The following is a 16,729-nucleotide window of genomic DNA, read 5'->3' on the forward strand; positions in this document are numbered from 1 at the left end:
GCGTCGTACCTCGTACTTGCGGCGACCGTAGCAGCCCGCACCTGCCTGACCGGGGCGGCCATGCTCGCGGCGCAGGAGCCGTACGCTGTTTGCGTGCTCTTGCTCGCTCTGGATACCGCAACCCCCGCCGTGACCGTCGCCCTGCACGACGGCACGGACGTCATCGCCTCGTCGAGCCAGGTGGACGCCCGCCGGCACGGCGAGCTGCTGCTGCCGGCCGTCGACCGGGTGCTCGCCGAGGCCGGCCTCGGGCTCGACGCCGTCACCGGCATCGTCGTGGGCATCGGACCCGGGCCCTACACCGGGCTGCGCGTCGGACTGATGACCGCGGACACCTTCGGGCTCGCGCTCGGTGTCCCCGTGCACGGCGTGTGCACGCTCGACGGCCTGGCGTACGCGTCCGACATCAGGAAGGGCCCCTTCGTGGTGGCGACCGACGCCCGCCGCAAGGAGGTCTACTGGGCGCGGTACGCCGACGCGCGGACGCGTACGACCGAGCCCGCCGTGGACCGGCCCGCGGACATCGCCGACCAGGTGGCCGGACTGCCCGCCGTCGGCGCGGGCGCGCTCCTGTACCCGGACACCTTCCCGAACGTGCACGAGCCGGAGCATGTGTCGGCCGCGGCGCTCGCGGCGCTGGCCGCCGAGAGGCTGGGCAAGGGCGAGCAACTCCCCGCGCCCCGGCCGCTGTACCTGCGCCGCCCGGACGCCCAGGTCCCCAAGAACTACAAGGTGGTCACCCCCAAGTGACCGAATCCGTGATCTCTCGACTGCGCGAGATGCGCTGGTGGGACATCGATCCCGTGCTCGAACTGGAGAAGAACCTCTTCCCCGAGGACACCTGGTCCCGGGGCATGTTCTGGTCCGAGCTGGCCCATGCCCGCGGGCCCGAGGCGACGCGCCGCTACGTGGTCGCCGAGGACGATACCGAGGGCTGTGAACCGCGGCTGGTCGGGTACGCGGGACTGGCCGCTTCAGGAGACCTCGCCGACATCCAGACCATCGCCGTCGCCCGCGACCACTGGGGCACGGGCCTGGGCGGGCGGCTGCTGACGGAACTGCTGCGGGCCGCCACCTCCTTCGAGTGCGGCCACGTGATGCTGGAGTGCCGGGTCGACAACATCCGGGCCCAGAAGCTCTACGAGCGTTTCGGCTTCGAGGCCATCGGTTTCCGGCGCGGCTACTACCAGCCGGGCAACGTGGACGCCCTGGTGATGCGACTGACCACAGGACCCGGCAGCGGCTCCGCCGCGGGTCCCACCTCCGAACAAGAAACCGAGATCCATGGCTGACGGACCCCTTGTCCTGGGAATCGAGACCTCCTGCGACGAGACCGGCGTAGGCATCGTCCGCGGCACCACCCTGCTGGCCGACGCCATCGCCTCCAGCGTCGACGAGCACGCCCGCTTCGGCGGTGTCGTGCCCGAGGTCGCCTCCCGGGCACACCTCGAAGCGATGGTGCCGACGATCGACCGTGCGCTGAAGGAGGCGGGGGTGAGCGCGCGCGACCTGGACGGCATCGCGGTCACCGCAGGTCCCGGCCTGGCCGGCGCCCTGCTGGTCGGCGTGTCGGCGGCGAAGGCGTACGCGTACGCGCTGGGCAAGCCGTTGTACGGCGTCAACCACCTCGCCTCCCACATCTGCGTGGACCAGCTGGAGCACGGGGCGCTGCCCGAGCCCACCATGGCCCTGCTGGTGTCCGGCGGACACAGCTCCCTGCTGCTCTCCACCGACATCACCTCGGACGTACGGCCGCTCGGCGCGACCATCGACGACGCGGCCGGCGAGGCCTTCGACAAGATCGCGCGCGTGCTCAACCTCGGCTTCCCCGGCGGCCCGGTCATCGACCGGTACGCGCGCGAGGGCGACCCCCGGGCGATCGCCTTCCCGCGCGGTCTGACCGGCCCGCGCGACGCGGCGTACGACTTCTCCTTCTCCGGCCTGAAGACGGCTGTCGCCCGCTGGATCGAGGCGAAGCGGGCGGCCGGGGAGGAGGTGCCGGTGCGTGACGTGTCGGCCTCCTTCCAGGAGGCGGTCGTCGACGTGCTGACCCGGAAGGCCGTACGGGCCTGCAAGGACGAGGGCGTCGACCACCTGATGATCGGTGGCGGGGTGGCCGCCAACTCGCGGCTGCGGGCACTGGCGCAGGAGCGGTGCGAGGCGGCCGGTATCCGGCTCAGGGTGCCGCGGCCGAAGTTGTGCACGGACAACGGCGCGATGGTGGCGGCGCTCGGTGCGGAGATGGTGGCCCGCAACCGGGCCGCGTCGAGCTGGGACCTGTCGGCGGACTCGTCGCTGCCGGTGACCGAGCCGCATGTCCCCGGGCACACGCACGGCCACGACCATGTGCACGAGGTCAGCAGGGAGAACCTCTACTCGTGACGGTCGCGCTGATGTGGGAGGCGCGGGCGGTCGAGGGCCGGGGCGAGGAACTGCTCGCCTGGGCGCGGGCGCAGGAGCTGTCGGCTCGGCCCCTGCGCCGGGAGACCTTCCGCGGTCCGCAGGACCGGGTGCTGGTCATCACCTGGTGGGACGCTGAGTCCGCCGCCGAGTTGCCCGAACTGCCCGAGCCCGGCGTCGAGTTGATCACCCGGGCGGTGCACCGGTGGCGGTTCGAGGCAGTGGCCGAGGGCTGACCGACAGCTTCCACGGCGCATCCTGGTCGTGCCCCCGCCACAGCACCTTGCCGTTCCTGCGCTCCCAGCCGGCCGCCAGCCAGGCCTGGCCCAGCCAGGGAAGGGCGGCCCACAGGGGGAGCAGGGCGACCCAGGGTTCCCAGGCGATGGCGAGGGCCAGCGTGGGGACCAGCATCACCGCGAGGAGCCACGCGTTGAGCGGGTGGGTGCGCAGCGGGACGGCGAGGGGGGGCCTGGTCCAGCAAGGCCGCCTCCTCGAAGCCCCGTACCTCGCCGAACCACCTGACGCGGCTCGCGTGGAGCAGGGTGGACACCACCGTGAAGGCGAGCCCGCAGGTGACGAACGTGCCAAGGCCGCCGGCCGTCAGCGGCGCCCCGCGGACGCCCGTCGTCACCGGCACGCAGACCGCCACCGCGACCAACGCGCTGCCGACGCAACGCAGTTCACGGTGGACGTACCTGTCCGTCCCAGCCTCCCCGTGTCGCGGCGCGGAGGGTCACGCCGGTTCTGACACCTCCGTCTCGCAGCGCAGCCTCCGCTGCGGACCCGGCACCCGCAGCGGGCCCGTGAGGGTCAGCCGTGCCGTGTGCCGTACGTCCGAGCTGGATGCCGCCAACCGCAGCTCCAGGATGCCCGGTTCGACCACCCGCCGACCAGCCCGATCGGTGAACGCCGACAGATCGGCGTGGAAGCGGAAGGTCACACGGGCCGTCTCACCCGGGGCCAGTTCCACGCGCCGGTAGCCGATCAGGCGGACATCGGGGCGGGTCACCGACGCCACCGGGTCGTGCAGGTACAGCTGGACGACCTCGGCGCCCTCGCGGTCACCGGTGTTGCGGACGTTCACCGCCATGTCGTACGAGCCGTCCGTGCCGATCTCCGCCGCCCTCGCGTCCGATTCCCACGCGAAGGTCGTGTAGGAACGCCCGTGTCCGAAGGCGTACAGCGGCGTCGGGTCGAGGTTGCTGACCTCGCCCGCGAGGCCCAGCGGAGGCTGGAGGTACGTCCACGGCTGGCCTCCCGGCAGCTGCGGGACGCTCACCGGCAGCCGGCCCGACGGGTTCACGCGGCCCGACAGGACTCCCGCGACTGCCGGGCCGCCCTCCTCCCCCGGGAAGAACGCCTGCACCACCGCGGCCAGCCGGCCCTGCCAGCGGCCCAGCGCGTACGGGCGGCCGGTGAGCAGGACGAGGACCACCGGGACGCCCGTGGCCACCAGACGGTCGAGCAACTCGCCCTGCACGCCCGGAAGCCGAAGGTCCGTCACATCACAGCCCTCGCCCGACGTGCCCCGTCCGAACAGACCCGCCCGGTCGCCCAGGACCGCCACGCACACGTCCGCCTCGGCGGTGCGCGCCACCGCCTCCTCGAAGCCGGAGGGATCCGGGTCCGAGGTGTCGCAGCCCTGAGCGAACGTCACCTTCGCGTCCGGGAGCTCGGCCCGCAGCGCCTGGAGGACGGTCGGGATCTCCACGCCCATCGGCACGTCGGGGTGGTGCGCCAGGACGTGGGACGGGAAGGAGTAGCAGCCGAGCATCGCCAGGGCGTCCGCCGCCCGCGGGCCGACCACCGCGACCCGGGTGTCCGGCGGGAGCGGGAGGACCCCGTCCGGGTTGTCCACAAGGACCACCGACTCCTCGGCAACGCGGCGGGCCAGGGCCCGGTTCGCGGCCGAGTCGAGGTCGATCGTGCCGGTCGGCTCGGGGTCCCAGCCCTCGTCCAGGAGGCCCAGTTCACACTTCTGGAGCAGGACGCGGCGGGCCGCGCGGTCGACCAGCGACTCCGGGACCGCTCCCGCCGCCACCGCCTCCAGCAGCGGTTTCCCGTAGCACTTGAGCGTCGGCAGTTCCACGTCGATGCCGGCCGACAGCGCCGCGTGTGCCGCCTCGGCGGGGGAGCCCGCCACCCGGTGCAGCGTCTGGAGGAAGCCGATGCCGAAGTAGTCGGCGACCACGGTGCCGGTGAATCCCCACTGCTCCCGCAGGAGTTCGGTCAGCAGGGCCGGGTCCGCCGACGCCGGGATGCCGTCCGTGTCGTTGTAGGCGGCCATGACCGAGCGGGGGCCGCCCTCGCGCAGCGCCATCTCGAAGGGCGGGAGCGTCACGTCCGCGAACTCACGGACACCGGCCCGGACGGGGGCGAGGTTGCGGGCGCCCGCCGAGGACGCGTACCCGGCGAAGTGCTTGAGCGTGGCGACGATCCCGGCGGACTCCAGGCCGCGCACATAGGCCGTCCCGATCGTGCCCACCAGGTACGGGTCCTCGCCGATGGTCTCCTCGACCCGGCCCCAGCGCGGATCCCGTACGACGTCCAGGACCGGGGCCAGGCCCTGGTGCACGCCGGCCGAGCGCAGGTCCTCGCCGATACTGCGGGCCATCTCCTCGACGAGGGGCGGGTCGAAGGTGGCGCCCCAGGCCAGCGGGACGGGGTAGGCGGTGGCACCCCAGGCCGTGAAGCCGGCCAGGCACTCCTCATGGGCGACGGCCGGGATCCCGAAGCGGCCGGCCGCCGTGATACGGCGCTGGGCGCGGGCCAGTGCCTGCGCGCCCAGCGCCGGGTCCACGGGCGATGTGCCGTAGGAGCGGGTGAGCTGGCCCAGACCGTGGGTGATCAGCTCCTCCCAGTCGTAGTCGGCGGTCATCTCGCTCTGCAGGGGAGCGACTCCGTCGCCGTCGGTGGCGGCGCCCACCCACACGCCGTACAGCTGGGCGGTCTTCTCCTGAAGGGTCATCCGGGAGAGCAGGTCGTCGACGCGGGCGGCGGCGGGCAGGTCGGGGTCACGCCAGGGCGCGGTGGTCATGAAACTCCTGCTCTTGTCGAGTGGGATGGGACCCTCTCACCAACACTGGTCACGAATGTTTCGTTATACACGTCGAATGTTCCGGGAACCTAGGGCGGTCGGAAGGGTTCGTCAAGAGGTCGTGCAGGGATACGATCGCCGTCATGACACCCCCGGAGCCCGTGGAAACCCGGACGGCACCCCCGACGACAGGCCGCTCGACGCGGACCGCGACGCTCGCCGAGATCGCCCGCGAGGCCGGCGTGTCCGCGCCGACTGTTTCGAAGGTCCTCAACGGACGTGCCGATGTGGCGCCTGCCACCCGAAGCCGCGTGGAGGACTTGCTGCGCGCCTACGGCTACCGGCGCCGACGTGCCGAGGCCAGCCGTTCGCCGCTCATCGACCTGGTCTTCCACGAGCTGGAGAGCGCGTGGGCGATGGAGGTCATCCGGGGCGTGGAGAACGTGGCCCGGGACGCCGGGCTCAGCGTGGTCCTGAGCGAGAGCGCGGGGCGGCTGACGCCGGGCCGCACCTGGGCCGACCAGGTCGCCGCCCGCCGTCCGCACGGCGTGATCCTCGTCCTGTCCGGTCTCGACGAGTCCCAGCGGGCCCTGCTGACCAGCCGCTCCATCCCGTTCGTGGTGATGGACCCGGCCGGCGACCCCGGTGTCGACGTCCCGTCGATCGGCGCGACCAACTGGCAGGGCGGACTCGCCGCCACCCGGCACCTGGTCGAACTCGGCCACACCCGCATCGGCGCCATAACGGGACCGTCCCGCATGATGTGCAGCCGCGCCCGCGTCGACGGCTACCGGGCCGCCCTGGAGACCGCGGGCCTCCCGGTCGACCCGGCGCTGATCGCGACCGGCGACTTCCATCACGAGGCCGGCTACCGGCAGGGCCTGGAGCTGCTGCGCCGCCCCGACCGGCCCACCGCCGTCTTCGCCCTCAACGACCTCCAGGCGCTCGGCCTGTACGAGGCCGCGCGTGAACTGGGCCTGCGCATCCCCGAGGACCTGAGCGTGGTCGGCTTCGACGATCTGCCGGTCGCGCGCTGGGTGGGGCCGCCCCTGACCTCCGTACGGCAGCCGCTGACGGAGATGGCCGAGGCGGCCGCCAAGCTGGTCCTCGACCTGGGGCGGGAGGACCAGGCGCCGGTGGCGACGCGGGTGGAGCTGGCGACCAGTCTGGTGGTACGCAGCAGTACCGCCCCGCCGTCCGCGTGACGCGGGTGGCCGGAAGGTGACGTGACGACGGGTGGTGCGGGTGCCCCGACACTCCTCCGAAGCCAATCGGTTGCACGACCGAAACATTCGGAGGCACCCGCAACGAGATCACTCAGAACGGGCTTGTTCCTGGCGGCAGTTGCCACCGGAGTCGCCATGTTTTCGACTTTTCGACGTCGAAGGGCTCCAGGGGGCGGGAAACGTGAGATTTTCCGAAGAAAACCGTCTCGCGCTGTCGGCACTAACAAGCCCCTAATAATTCGGACTTACGTTCCTGTCCGTGACAGGACACGACGAGAACGGTGACGCGGGCAGGCCAAGGGGTCGGCGCTCGACCACGCTGAAGATCGCCGGCCTCACCCTGGCGGGCCTGCTGGTGCTGGGCGCGGGTACGGCGGGCTGGGCGTACTGGCACCTCAACAACAACATCAAGAGCGTCGACATCGACAACGCACTCGGCGACGACCGCCCCGCGAAGCCGGTGCCGACGCCGTCCGCCGAGGACACCGCCGAGGCCTCACCGCTTCCGGCCGGTTCCCTGAACATCCTGGTCCTGGGCTCGGACTCGCGCAGCGGCAAGGGGAACAAGGCGCTCGGCGGGGGCAGCAGTTCCGGCGCCCGTTCCGACACGGCGATGGTGGTCCACATCGACGCGGGCCGTACGAAGGCCACCGTCGTCAGCATTCCGCGCGACACCCTCGTCACGCGTCCGTCCTGCCCGCTGAAGTCCGGCGGGTCGACGGCGGTGGCGTACAACTCGATGTTCAACAGCGCCTATTCGGTGGGCGGGGCGGTGTGCGCGGTCAAGACGGTCGAGTCGATCACGCACGTGCGCATGGACCACTACGTCGAGATCGACTTCTCGGGCTTCGCGAACCTGGTGAACGCGCTGGGCGGCGTCACCGTGACGATCGACCAGGACATCGACGACCACGACAGCCATCTGCACGTCAAGGCGGGCACGCGCCCGCTCGACGGCAGACAGGCCCTGGCCCTCGCCCGCACCCGGCACGGCCTTGGCGACGGCAGCGACCTCGGCCGCATAGGCCTGCAGCAGAAGCTGGTGAAGGCCCTGCTGGAGCAGATCTCCTCGACGAACCTGTTCACCGACCCCGCCCGGCTGTACACGGTGGCCGAAGCGGTCACCAGCAGCCTGACCACCGACACCGGCCTGGACTCGCTGAGCGAACTCGTGGAGCTGGGCCGGAGTCTGAAGGGCCTTTCGGCGGACGGCGTGAGGACGGTGATGATGCCGGTGGTGACGGCCCCCTCGGACCACAACCGGGTGGTGGCGAAGGAACCCGCGGCGAGCAGGCTCTGGTCGTCGCTGCGCTGAGCCCCGGCTCCCGGGACCGCACCCACCTCTGTGCCCGGCGACGAGTCGTGGATACAACCTCCGTGCCCGGTGACGCGTCTTGAAGGCGTCACCGTAACCAGGAGGTCTCCCGGTGTTATCTCTTACTTTGTCCGGTCGTCTGGCGGTCCCGGTCGTGGCGGGCCTCGTGGCGCTGGGCCTGGCCCCGCTGCAGGACCTGAGCCGGGCCGAGGCCGCGACACCCGCCCCGGTCCGCGTGGACTTCAACGGCGACGGGTACGGCGACCTCGCGGTGGGCGCTCCCGCGGCCACCGTCGACGGGCAGCCCAAGGCCGGGTACGTGGCCGTCCTGTACGGCGGCCCGCACGGTCTCTCCGCGACCCGACGGGTCGTCATCAGCCGTGCCACGAACGGGATTCCGGGCAGCAGCGCAAGCGGCGAGGGCTTCGGGACCCAGCTGTCCAGAGGCGACCTGGACGGCGACGGCTACGCGGACCTGGTCATCGGCAACCGCTCGGGCACGGCCGACGCTGTCGTCGTATGGGGCGGCCGGGGCGGATTCTCCAGCGGCACGCCGATCCCGGCGACCAACACCCAGACCGGCGACTTCAACGGCGACGGCAAGCTCGACCTGGCCCTCTTCCGCACCCGTCCAGCCGCCGGCGACGACCCGAACGGCAGCACCGCCACCGTCTGGAACGGCCCGCTGGCCCGCTCCGGCACGCACGCCGGCGAGGCCTCCCTCGACGCCGGCCACCTGAAGTACTACGACGTCCGCGACGGCGCCACCGGCGATGTGAACGGCGACGGCCGCGACGACCTGGCGCTCAGCATCTACGAGGGCGACGGCGTCTACGGCACGAGGTTCTACACCGGCTCCCCCTCGGGCCTGACCAGCGCCGCGCCCGACGCCATCCCCGACACCGACGGCGGCATCGCCTTCGGGGACCTCGACGGCGACGGCTACGACGACATCGCCGTGGGTGCCGTCCAGGACTCGGCGGTGACCGTGGCCCGCGGCTCGGCGTCGGGCGTCGCAGCGCGTGGGACCTGGAAGACGTACACCGAGGACACCGCGGGCGTACCCGGCACCCGTGACACCGTCGACCGCTTCGGCGAATCCCTCTCCGCCGCCGACATCACCGGCGACGGCATCGACGACCTCGCCGTCGGCCTCCCCGGCAGGGAACTCGGCAACGACGACGACGCGGGCGCCGTCGACATCCTGCGCGGCAGCAGGGCGGGCCTCACGGGCAAGGGCGCCCAGTCCTTCACCCAGGACACGGCCGGCGTCCCCGGCACGGCCGAGGCGCACGACGCCTTCGGCTCGGCGGTCGAACTCCTCGACATCAACGGCAACGGCTACGCGGACCTGGCCGCGGCGGCGGTCGGGGAGGACGGGAACGGGGCGGTCTGGGAGCTGCGCGGCCGGCCCACGGGCATCGTCACGGACGCGGCGCTGGTGTTCGGACCGAAGGCGGTCGGGGCGCCGTACGCGGGGGCGGCGTTCGGGTCCGAACTCGGCTAGCCGGCGGCCGGCCGGCGCTCCGGAAAAATCTTCGGGGAATTCCGGCGCGCCTGTCGATCCCGTCCCTCCCCGATCGACGCACTTGTGAGAGGCCGGAAAAAAACCGGCCTCCGACCGACCGAGGAGTCACCATGCCCCGCTACATGTCCATCGTGAAGATCGACGAGTCGACCCTGCCCGCGGAGGGCCCCAGCCCCGAGCTGATGCAGCGCATGGGCGAACTGATCGAGGAGGTCACCAAGGCGGGCGTCATGCTCGACACCGCCGGGCTGACCCCGCAGGACCAGGGCAAGCGCGTGCGCTGGGAGGGCGGGAAGCTCAGTGTCACGGACGGGCCGTTCACGGAGTCCAAGGAAGTCATCGGCGGTTACGCCATCACCCAGTGCAAGGACATGGACGAGGCACTGGAGTGGACCAAGCGGTTCGTGAAGGTCCACGAGGAGTACTGGACGGTGACCTGCGAGGTGCGGGAGATCGCCGAGGGCTGAGCAAGCCTGGGCGCGGGGCGGCCCGGGGGTGTTGCATGGTGGGTTGTGGAACAGCAGCCCACCGACACCCCCGCCGCCGCGTCCGGCCAGGACGCCGCCCATGCCATCGAGACCGTCTACCGCATCGAGTCCCCGCGCATCATCGCCGCCGTCGCCCGGGTCGTCCGCGACGTCGGCATCGCCGAGGAACTCGCCCAGGACGCGCTGGTGGCCGCCCTGGAGCAGTGGCCGCGCGACGGTGTGCCCGACAACCCGGGCGCCTGGCTCATGGCCACCGCCCGGCACCGTGCCGTCGACCTGATCCGGCGCCGGGAGAACTACGCCCGCAAGCTGGCGGAGATCGGCCGCACCCAGGAGACCGTCGCCCCGCCCGAGGAACCCGCCGACCCCGACGACATCGACGACGACCTGCTGCGGCTCGTCTTCACCGCGTGCCACCCGGTCCTGTCCGCCGAGGCCCGCATCGCCCTCACCCTGCGGCTGCTCGGCGGCCTGACGACGCCGGAGATCTCCCGCGCCTTCCTCACCCCGGAGGCGACCATCGCCCAGCGCATCGTCCGCGCCAAGCGCACCCTCGCCGCCAGGAACGTCGCCTTCGAGGTGCCCGACGGCCCAGAACGCGAGGCCCGGCTCGGCTCCGTACTCGACGTCATCTACCTGATCTTCAACGAGGGATACGCCGCGACGGCCGGTGACGACTGGCTGCGCCCCGGGCTCTGCGAGGACGCGCTGCGGCTGGCCCGCGTGCTGTCCGGGCTGATGCCCAAGGAGCCCGAGGTGCACGCCCTGACCTCCCTCCTGGAGTTCCAGGCCTCCCGCGCCGCCTCCCGCACCGGCCCGGACGGCGCCCCCGTCCTCCTCAAGGACCAGAACCGCAGCCGCTGGAACCGCATGCTCATCGCCCGCGGCATCACGGCCCTGCACCGCGCCGACGCCACCTGCACGGGCGCCCCGGGCCCGTACGCCCTGCAGGCCGCCATCGCCGCCTGCCACGCGCACGCGTACACGTACGAGGAGACCGACTGGGCGAGCATCGCCACCCTGTACGGCCTGCTCGCCGTCCGCGCCCCGTCCCCGGTCGTCGAGCTCAACCGCGCGGTCGCCGTGTCGATGACGCGGGGGCCGGCCGAGGGGCTCGCCGTCATCGACGCCGTCGCCGCCGAACCCGCCCTGCACGACTACCACCTGCTGCCCAGCGTGCGCGGGGATCTGCTGGCACGGCTCGGACGCACGGCGGAGGCACGCGAGGAATTCGTACGGGCCGCGGGGCTCGCCCGCAACGAACGCGAACGGGAGCTACTGCACGGAAAGCTCCGTTCACTCGCCGACTAGTGCACGGGCGGGTGCACCGATCAGCATGGTCGGCGCCCCCGCGACCCGGGTCAGGAACACGGTCGCCGAGTGGGGGCCCTGTGGCTTGGGGAGAGCCTTCCGGCGCAGTTCCTCCGGCTCGACCGCCGACCCGCGTTTCTTCACGGTCAGCACGCCTACCTCGCGCTCCCGCAACAGGGCCTTCAACTTCTTCACACCGAAGGGGAGCTGATCGGTGATCTCGTACGCGGTCGCATACGGCGTCACGTGGTACTGGTCCGCGGTGATGTAGGCGATGGTGGGGTCGATCAGCCCGCCCGCCAGGTCCGCGGCGACCTCGGCGACGAGGTGGGAACGGATGACGGCGCCGTCGGGCTCGTACAAGTACCGTCCGACGGGCCGGACTTCGGGGTCGGGCAGCGCCGTGGCGGGCGATGCCCACACACCGGCGCCGGAGGGCAGCAGCCTCGCCCGCCGCGCGCCCGGCGTCACGCGCGGGCCGAACCACAGCACGGCCTCCTTGACGTCCCCTCCGTCCGAGACCCACTCGGCCTCCGCGTCCGTGGGAATCGCCTCGTGGGGGATGCCCGGCGCGATCTTCAGCGCGGCGCGCGGCGCCTTGCGGGCCGCCTCGACCGCCCACGACAGGGGCGGCGAGTAGGTCTCCGGGTCGAAAACGCGCCCGCGACCGCCGCGCCGGGCCGGATCGACGAACACGGCGTCGTAGCCGGAGGTGTCCACCTCCGTGACGTCCGCCTCCCGCACCTCGATCAGCTCGGCGAGCCCGAGCGCGTCTGCGTTCGCGCGGGCCACGGCCGCGGCCGCCGGATCCCGGTCCACGGCGAGCACCCGGATCCCCGCCCGGGCGAGCGCGATGGCATCACCGCCGATCCCACAGCACAGGTCGGCGACGGACCGCGCGCCCGTCGCCCGGAAGCACTCGGCGCGATACGTCGCCACGCTCGCCCGCGTCGACTGCTCCACCCCGTTCGGCGTGAAGAACATCCGCGCCGCGTCCCCGGCGGCGAACTTGGCCGCTGCCCGCTGCCGCAGCCGGGCCTGTCCGATCGCCGCCGACACCAGCTCGGCGGGGTGTTCGCGGCGCAGCCGGGTGGCGACGGCCAGCTCGTCGGCCGGGGCCGTGCCACGCACCTCGTCGAGGAGGGCGCGGCCTTCGGGGGTGAGGAGGGGAGCGAGGTCGTTCACCGGCTCATTGTGGGCCAGTCGGTGGACGGTGCGCCTCCGGCCGCGGTGTCGGGCCGGGATCCGGGGGGTGGCCTGCGAGGATCCCGCGTCATGCGAGCAGTCGTACAAAATGACAAGAATCGCGCTTATGGGGTGAGCCGGATCCGCGGTGGGATCGCCGTGCTCGCCGTCGCGGCCATCGCCTCGGGCTGTGCCCCGGACGGCAGTTCCCAGGTGCGCCCCGCCTCCGGCCGGCAGCCGCTGCAGGCACCCCCCGCCCGCGCCCTCGGCGCGTACGCCGCGAAGCTGCACGCGGCGTACGCCGCCCGGGCCGCCGCGGCCAGGCGCTGGGGCCTGGACCAGGTTCCGCTGACGGCTCCGCCGCCGCCCGCGAAGAAGCCGAGGATCACGGCCCGCAAGGGCTTCGAGGTGGACGACCAGGAGGAGCTGAACCTCCCGCCGGTCTTCACCACCGTCCCCACGACACAGAAGGTCGTCTTCCTCACCATCGACGACGGTGCCGAGAAGGACCGGGCGTTCCTGCGGATGATGAGCGAGCTGAAGATCCCGTACACCGCCTTCCTCAGCAACTTCCTGGTGAAGGACGACTACCCCTACTTCCGCACGATGCAGTCCAAGGGCGTCACCCTCAACAACCACACCCTCACGCACCCCTACCTGCCGGGACTGTCGTACGAGGAGCAGTGGGACGAGATCTGCGGCATGCAGAAGATCATGAAGAAGCAGTTCGGCAGGGCCCCGACGGTCTTCAGGCCGCCCTTCGGCAACTACAACCAGGACACGCTGCGAGCCGCGAAGTCCTGCGGAATCAAGTACGCGCCGATCTGGGACGAGGAGGTCTTCGTCGACCACTGGGAGTACCGCGAGGACGACCAGGACCTGCACCCCGGCGACATCGTCCTCACCCACTTCCGCGGCCGCCACGAGTGGAAGGGCACGATGGTCGACGACATGCGCCGGTTCCTGCGGAGGGTCACGGCCGGGGGATACGCGGTGGCCCGCCTGGAGGACTACCTGTGAGGCTGCGGGCCCTGGCGGCCGGTGCGCTGGCGCTCGTCCTGCTCACCGGCTGCGCCCAGTCCGTCGACCCGATCGAGCGGCTGGGCGCGAAGGCGGCCCAGCGGGTGCGGGCGCACGGGCCGGGCGGAGCGGCCGAACGGCCGTACCGCCGCTGGGGCCTGACCGCTCCGCTGCTCCCCGCCCCGAAGCCGTCACGTGCGCCGGGAGCGGGTACCGAAACCGACGGCCGGGCCCTGCCCCCTGTCGTCTCCCGTGTCCCGACCCGCGACAAGGTCGTCTTCCTGACCTACGACGACGGGGCCGAGAAGGACCCACGGTTCGTCGACATGGTCCGTGAGCTGCGCCTGCCCGTCAGCATGTTCCTCACGGACCGCGTCGCCGGACCGGGACACCGCCGCTTCGCCCGCCTCCAGTCGGCCGGCGCGAGCATCCAGAACCACACCCTCGGCCATCCCGCCCTGCGCGGCCTGCCCTACGCCGGCCAGCGCGCCCAGATCTGCGGCCAGCAGGACAGGCTCAGATCCCGCTTCGGCCGGCACCCCCGCCTCTTCCGCCCGCCCTACGGCACCTACGACACCGCCACCCTCCGCGCGGCCGCCGACTGCGGCATCTCGGCGCTCGTCCTGTGGCGCGTGTCGATGACGGGCGACGGCGACCTGACGTATCCGCGTGGCCGCCACCGACTGAGGCCCGGCGACATCGTGGCGGTCGACCCGGACGGGGGATCGGGCCCGACCCTGCGGGAACGGACGGCGCGGTTGCTGCGCCGGGTTCAGGGGCAGGGGCTGACGGTGGGCCGCCTGGAGGACTACGTCTGACGTTCGAGCGGCGGTGACTTTCACAGCGCAGGTCGGCAAATCTCAGCCCGTCCGGCGTTTGAGGACGAGGCCGTTCAAGCCGAAGCGGGGGTCCGGGGGCGGCAGCCCCCGGGACGGCCACCGAACCTCCGGCTCACCCAAAACCCCGCGCCGCGCCGCACGGCATTGGCACTCCGCTTGACCGAGTGCTAATCGCAGTCATAGTCTCGGGTCTGGCACTCCCCACTGGAGAGTGCCAACTACGCGACGGGCAGATCCGGCACCCGCGACGACGGATCCACCTGGTCGCCACCTCAGACAGTTAACCCCGTGAGATCTCCGAAGGGGGAGGTCGGATCGTGACGACCACCAGCTCCAAGGTTGCCATCAAGCCGCTCGAGGACCGCATTGTGGTCCAGCCGCTCGACGCCGAGCAGACCACCGCCTCTGGCCTGGTCATTCCGGACACCGCCAAGGAGAAGCCCCAGGAGGGCGTCGTCCTGGCCGTGGGCCCGGGCCGCTTCGAGAACGGCGAGCGGCTTCCGCTCGACGTCAAGACCGGCGACATCGTGCTGTACAGCAAGTACGGCGGCACCGAAGTGAAGTACAACGGCGAGGAGTACCTCGTCCTCTCGGCTCGCGACGTGCTCGCGATCATCGAGAAGTAATTCGCTTCCAAAGAACATCTGCTTTGAGCTGCGCCCCGGGCCCCCGCGACCTTATGAAGCCGGGCGTCAGGGGCGCAGTTCGTTTCACCCACATTTTCCGAGAGGGCTGAACCGCTCCCATGGCGAAGATCCTGAAGTTCGACGAGGACGCCCGTCGCGCCCTCGAGCGCGGCGTCAACAAGCTTGCCGACACGGTCAAGGTGACGATCGGCCCCAAGGGCCGCAACGTCGTCATCGACAAGAAGTTCGGCGCGCCCACCATCACCAACGACGGTGTCACCATCGCCCGTGAGGTCGAGGTCGAGGACCCGTACGAGAACCTCGGCGCCCAGCTGGTGAAGGAGGTGGCGACCAAGACCAACGACATCGCGGGTGACGGCACCACCACCGCCACCGTGCTCGCCCAGGCGCTCGTACGCGAAGGCCTGCGCAACGTCGCCGCGGGTGCCTCCCCGGCCGCCCTGAAGAAGGGCATCGACGCGGCTGTGGCCGCCATCTCCGAGGAGCTCCTCGCGACGGCCCGCCCGATCGACGAGAAGTCCGACATCGCCGCCGTGGCCGGCCTGTCCGCCCAGGACAGCCAGGTCGGCGAGCTCATCGCCGAGGCGATGGACAAGGTCGGCAAGGACGGTGTCATCACCGTCGAGGAGTCCAACACCTTCGGTCTTGAGCTGGACTTCACCGAGGGCATGGCCTTCGACAAGGGCTACCTGTCCCCCTACTTCGTCACCGACCAGGAGCGTATGGAGGCCGTCCTCGACGACCCGTACATCCTGATCAACCAGGGCAAGATCGCCTCGATCGCCGACCTGCTGCCGCTGCTGGAGAAGGTCATCCAGACCAACTCCTCCAAGCCGCTGCTGATCATCGCCGAGGACGTCGAGGGCGAGGCCCTCTCCACCCTGGTCGTCAACAAGATCCGCGGCACCTTCAACGCGGTCGCGGTCAAGGCCCCCGGCTTCGGTGACCGCCGCAAGGCGATGCTGCAGGACCTGGCGGTCCTCACCGGCGCCACCGTCATCTCCGAGGAGGTCGGCCTCAAGATCGACCAGGTCGGTCTTGACGTGCTGGGCTCCGCCCGCCGTGTCACCGTCACCAAGGACGACACCACGGTCGTCGACGGTGCCGGCAACTCCGAGGACGTCACGGGCCGCGTCGCCCAGATCAAGGCCGAGATCGAGAACACGGACTCCGACTGGGACCGCGAGAAGCTCCAGGAGCGCCTCGCGAAGCTGGCCGGCGGCGTGTGCGTGATCAAGGTCGGCGCCGCCACCGAGGTGGAGCTGAAGGAGAAGAAGCACCGTCTGGAGGACGCCATCTCCGCGACCCGCGCCGCGGTCGAGGAGGGCATCGTCTCCGGTGGTGGCTCCGCGCTCGTCCACGCCGCCAAGGTGCTGGAGGGCTCCCTCGGCAAGACCGGCGACGAGGCCACCGGTGTCGCCGTCGTGCGCCGCGCGGTCGTCGAGCCGCTGCGCTGGATCGCCGAGAACGCCGGCCTGGAGGGCTACGTCATCACCTCCAAGGTCGCCGAGCTCGAGAAGGGCCAGGGCTTCAACGCCGCCACCGGCGAGTACGGCGACCTGGTCAAGGCCGGCGTCATCGACCCGGTCAAGGTCACCCGCTCCGCCCTGGAGAACGCCGCCTCCATCGCCTCCCTGCTCCTCACGACCGAGACCCTGGTCGTCGAGAAGAAGGAAGAGGAAGAGCCGGCGGCCGCGGGCCACGGCCACGCCCACTGACGTACGTCAGCACTG

General features: G+C 71.6%; 16 protein-coding genes. 13 read left to right on the forward strand and 3 right to left on the reverse strand.

The genetic code is table 11. The features are described 5' to 3' along the window. Positions 1–93 precede the first annotated feature (93 nt). The 4 genes from tsaB to OOK07_RS26500 are packed head-to-tail and all read left to right on the forward strand — an operon-like array spanning position 94 to position 2,636. Positions 94–750 carry a tRNA (adenosine(37)-N6)-threonylcarbamoyltransferase complex dimerization subunit type 1 TsaB gene (gene tsaB, locus OOK07_RS26485; protein WP_266683902.1) on the forward strand — a complete coding sequence of 219 codons (657 nt, stop codon included), beginning with the start codon at positions 94–96 and terminating at the stop codon, positions 748–750. After that, a complete protein-coding gene (gene rimI / locus OOK07_RS26490) occupies positions 747–1,292 on the forward strand; it encodes a ribosomal protein S18-alanine N-acetyltransferase (protein ID WP_266683904.1) in 546 nt (181 codons plus the stop codon). The genes tsaB and rimI overlap by 4 nt, the downstream gene beginning before the upstream one ends. Next, a complete protein-coding gene (tsaD, locus tag OOK07_RS26495; RefSeq protein WP_266683905.1) occupies positions 1,285–2,382 on the forward strand; it encodes a tRNA (adenosine(37)-N6)-threonylcarbamoyltransferase complex transferase subunit TsaD in 1,098 nt (365 codons plus the stop codon). Before rimI ends, tsaD begins: the two co-directional genes overlap by 8 nt. Then, positions 2,379–2,636: a hypothetical protein gene (locus tag OOK07_RS26500; RefSeq protein WP_266683906.1), complete on the forward strand. Its 258-nt coding sequence runs from the start codon at positions 2,379–2,381 to the stop codon at positions 2,634–2,636. The genes tsaD and OOK07_RS26500 overlap by 4 nt, the downstream gene beginning before the upstream one ends. Here the strand turns inward: OOK07_RS26500 and OOK07_RS26505 are convergent. Together OOK07_RS26505 and OOK07_RS26510 are read right to left on the reverse strand one after the other, a co-directional pair. Beyond that, complete coding sequence (locus tag OOK07_RS26505) at positions 2,587–2,811, reverse strand: hypothetical protein (RefSeq protein WP_266798876.1); 225 nt, start codon at positions 2,809–2,811, stop codon at positions 2,587–2,589. The two genes, OOK07_RS26500 and OOK07_RS26505, sit on opposite strands and share 50 nt — an antisense overlap. Before the next feature lie 322 nt (positions 2,812–3,133). Beyond that, positions 3,134–5,437 carry a beta-xylosidase/alpha-l-arabinosidase gene (locus OOK07_RS26510; RefSeq protein ID WP_266683909.1) on the reverse strand — a complete coding sequence of 768 codons (2,304 nt, stop codon included), beginning with the start codon at positions 5,435–5,437 and terminating at the stop codon, positions 3,134–3,136. A gap of 143 nt (positions 5,438–5,580) precedes the next feature. On the opposite strand from OOK07_RS26510, the gene OOK07_RS26515 reads away from it, so the two are divergent. The 5 genes from OOK07_RS26515 (at position 5,581) to OOK07_RS26535 (ending at position 11,305) form a co-directional block, all read left to right on the forward strand. Continuing rightward, on the forward strand, positions 5,581–6,642 hold the full coding sequence (locus tag OOK07_RS26515; RefSeq protein ID WP_266683911.1) for a LacI family DNA-binding transcriptional regulator: 1,062 nt from the start codon (positions 5,581–5,583) through the stop codon (positions 6,640–6,642). A gap of 280 nt (positions 6,643–6,922) precedes the next feature. Further along, positions 6,923–7,978, forward strand: coding sequence for an LCP family protein (locus OOK07_RS26520; RefSeq protein WP_266683912.1), 1,056 nt, complete (start codon positions 6,923–6,925; stop codon positions 7,976–7,978). A 112-nt stretch (positions 7,979–8,090) separates the two neighbouring features. Continuing rightward, positions 8,091–9,485, forward strand: coding sequence for an FG-GAP-like repeat-containing protein (locus OOK07_RS26525; RefSeq protein ID WP_266683914.1), 1,395 nt, complete (start codon positions 8,091–8,093; stop codon positions 9,483–9,485). Positions 9,486–9,616: 131 nt separating this feature from the next. Further along, entirely contained in the window at positions 9,617–9,973 is a 357-nt protein-coding gene (locus OOK07_RS26530) for a YciI family protein (protein ID WP_266683916.1), read from the forward strand. A 45-nt stretch (positions 9,974–10,018) separates the two neighbouring features. Continuing rightward, positions 10,019–11,305: an RNA polymerase sigma factor gene (locus OOK07_RS26535; RefSeq protein WP_266798879.1), complete on the forward strand. Its 1,287-nt coding sequence runs from the start codon at positions 10,019–10,021 to the stop codon at positions 11,303–11,305. Here the strand turns inward: OOK07_RS26535 and OOK07_RS26540 are convergent. Then, positions 11,291–12,490 carry a class I SAM-dependent methyltransferase gene (locus tag OOK07_RS26540; RefSeq protein ID WP_266798881.1) on the reverse strand — a complete coding sequence of 400 codons (1,200 nt, stop codon included), beginning with the start codon at positions 12,488–12,490 and terminating at the stop codon, positions 11,291–11,293. The genes OOK07_RS26535 and OOK07_RS26540 overlap by 15 nt on opposite strands. 90 nt (positions 12,491–12,580) lie before the next feature. Here OOK07_RS26540 and OOK07_RS26545 point away from each other — a divergent pair, with 90 nt between their 5' ends. The 4 genes from OOK07_RS26545 (at position 12,581) to groL (ending at position 16,714) form a co-directional block, all read left to right on the forward strand. After that, a complete protein-coding gene (locus OOK07_RS26545) occupies positions 12,581–13,510 on the forward strand; it encodes a polysaccharide deacetylase family protein (protein ID WP_266683921.1) in 930 nt (309 codons plus the stop codon). Continuing rightward, positions 13,507–14,328 carry a polysaccharide deacetylase family protein gene (locus OOK07_RS26550; protein WP_266683923.1) on the forward strand — a complete coding sequence of 274 codons (822 nt, stop codon included), beginning with the start codon at positions 13,507–13,509 and terminating at the stop codon, positions 14,326–14,328. Before OOK07_RS26545 ends, OOK07_RS26550 begins: the two co-directional genes overlap by 4 nt. A gap of 338 nt (positions 14,329–14,666) precedes the next feature. Further along, positions 14,667–14,975 (forward strand): co-chaperone GroES, encoded by a 309-nt coding sequence (gene groES, locus OOK07_RS26555; RefSeq protein ID WP_003998759.1) that lies wholly within the window; start codon positions 14,667–14,669, stop codon positions 14,973–14,975. 119 nt (positions 14,976–15,094) lie between these two features. Beyond that, positions 15,095–16,714 (forward strand): chaperonin GroEL, encoded by a 1,620-nt coding sequence (gene groL / locus OOK07_RS26560; protein ID WP_266683925.1) that lies wholly within the window; start codon positions 15,095–15,097, stop codon positions 16,712–16,714. Positions 16,715–16,729: the final 15 nt, after the last annotated feature.

Source organism: Streptomyces sp. NBC_00078, assembly GCF_026343335.1.
Classification (GTDB): Bacteria; Actinomycetota; Actinomycetes; order Streptomycetales; family Streptomycetaceae; genus Streptomyces.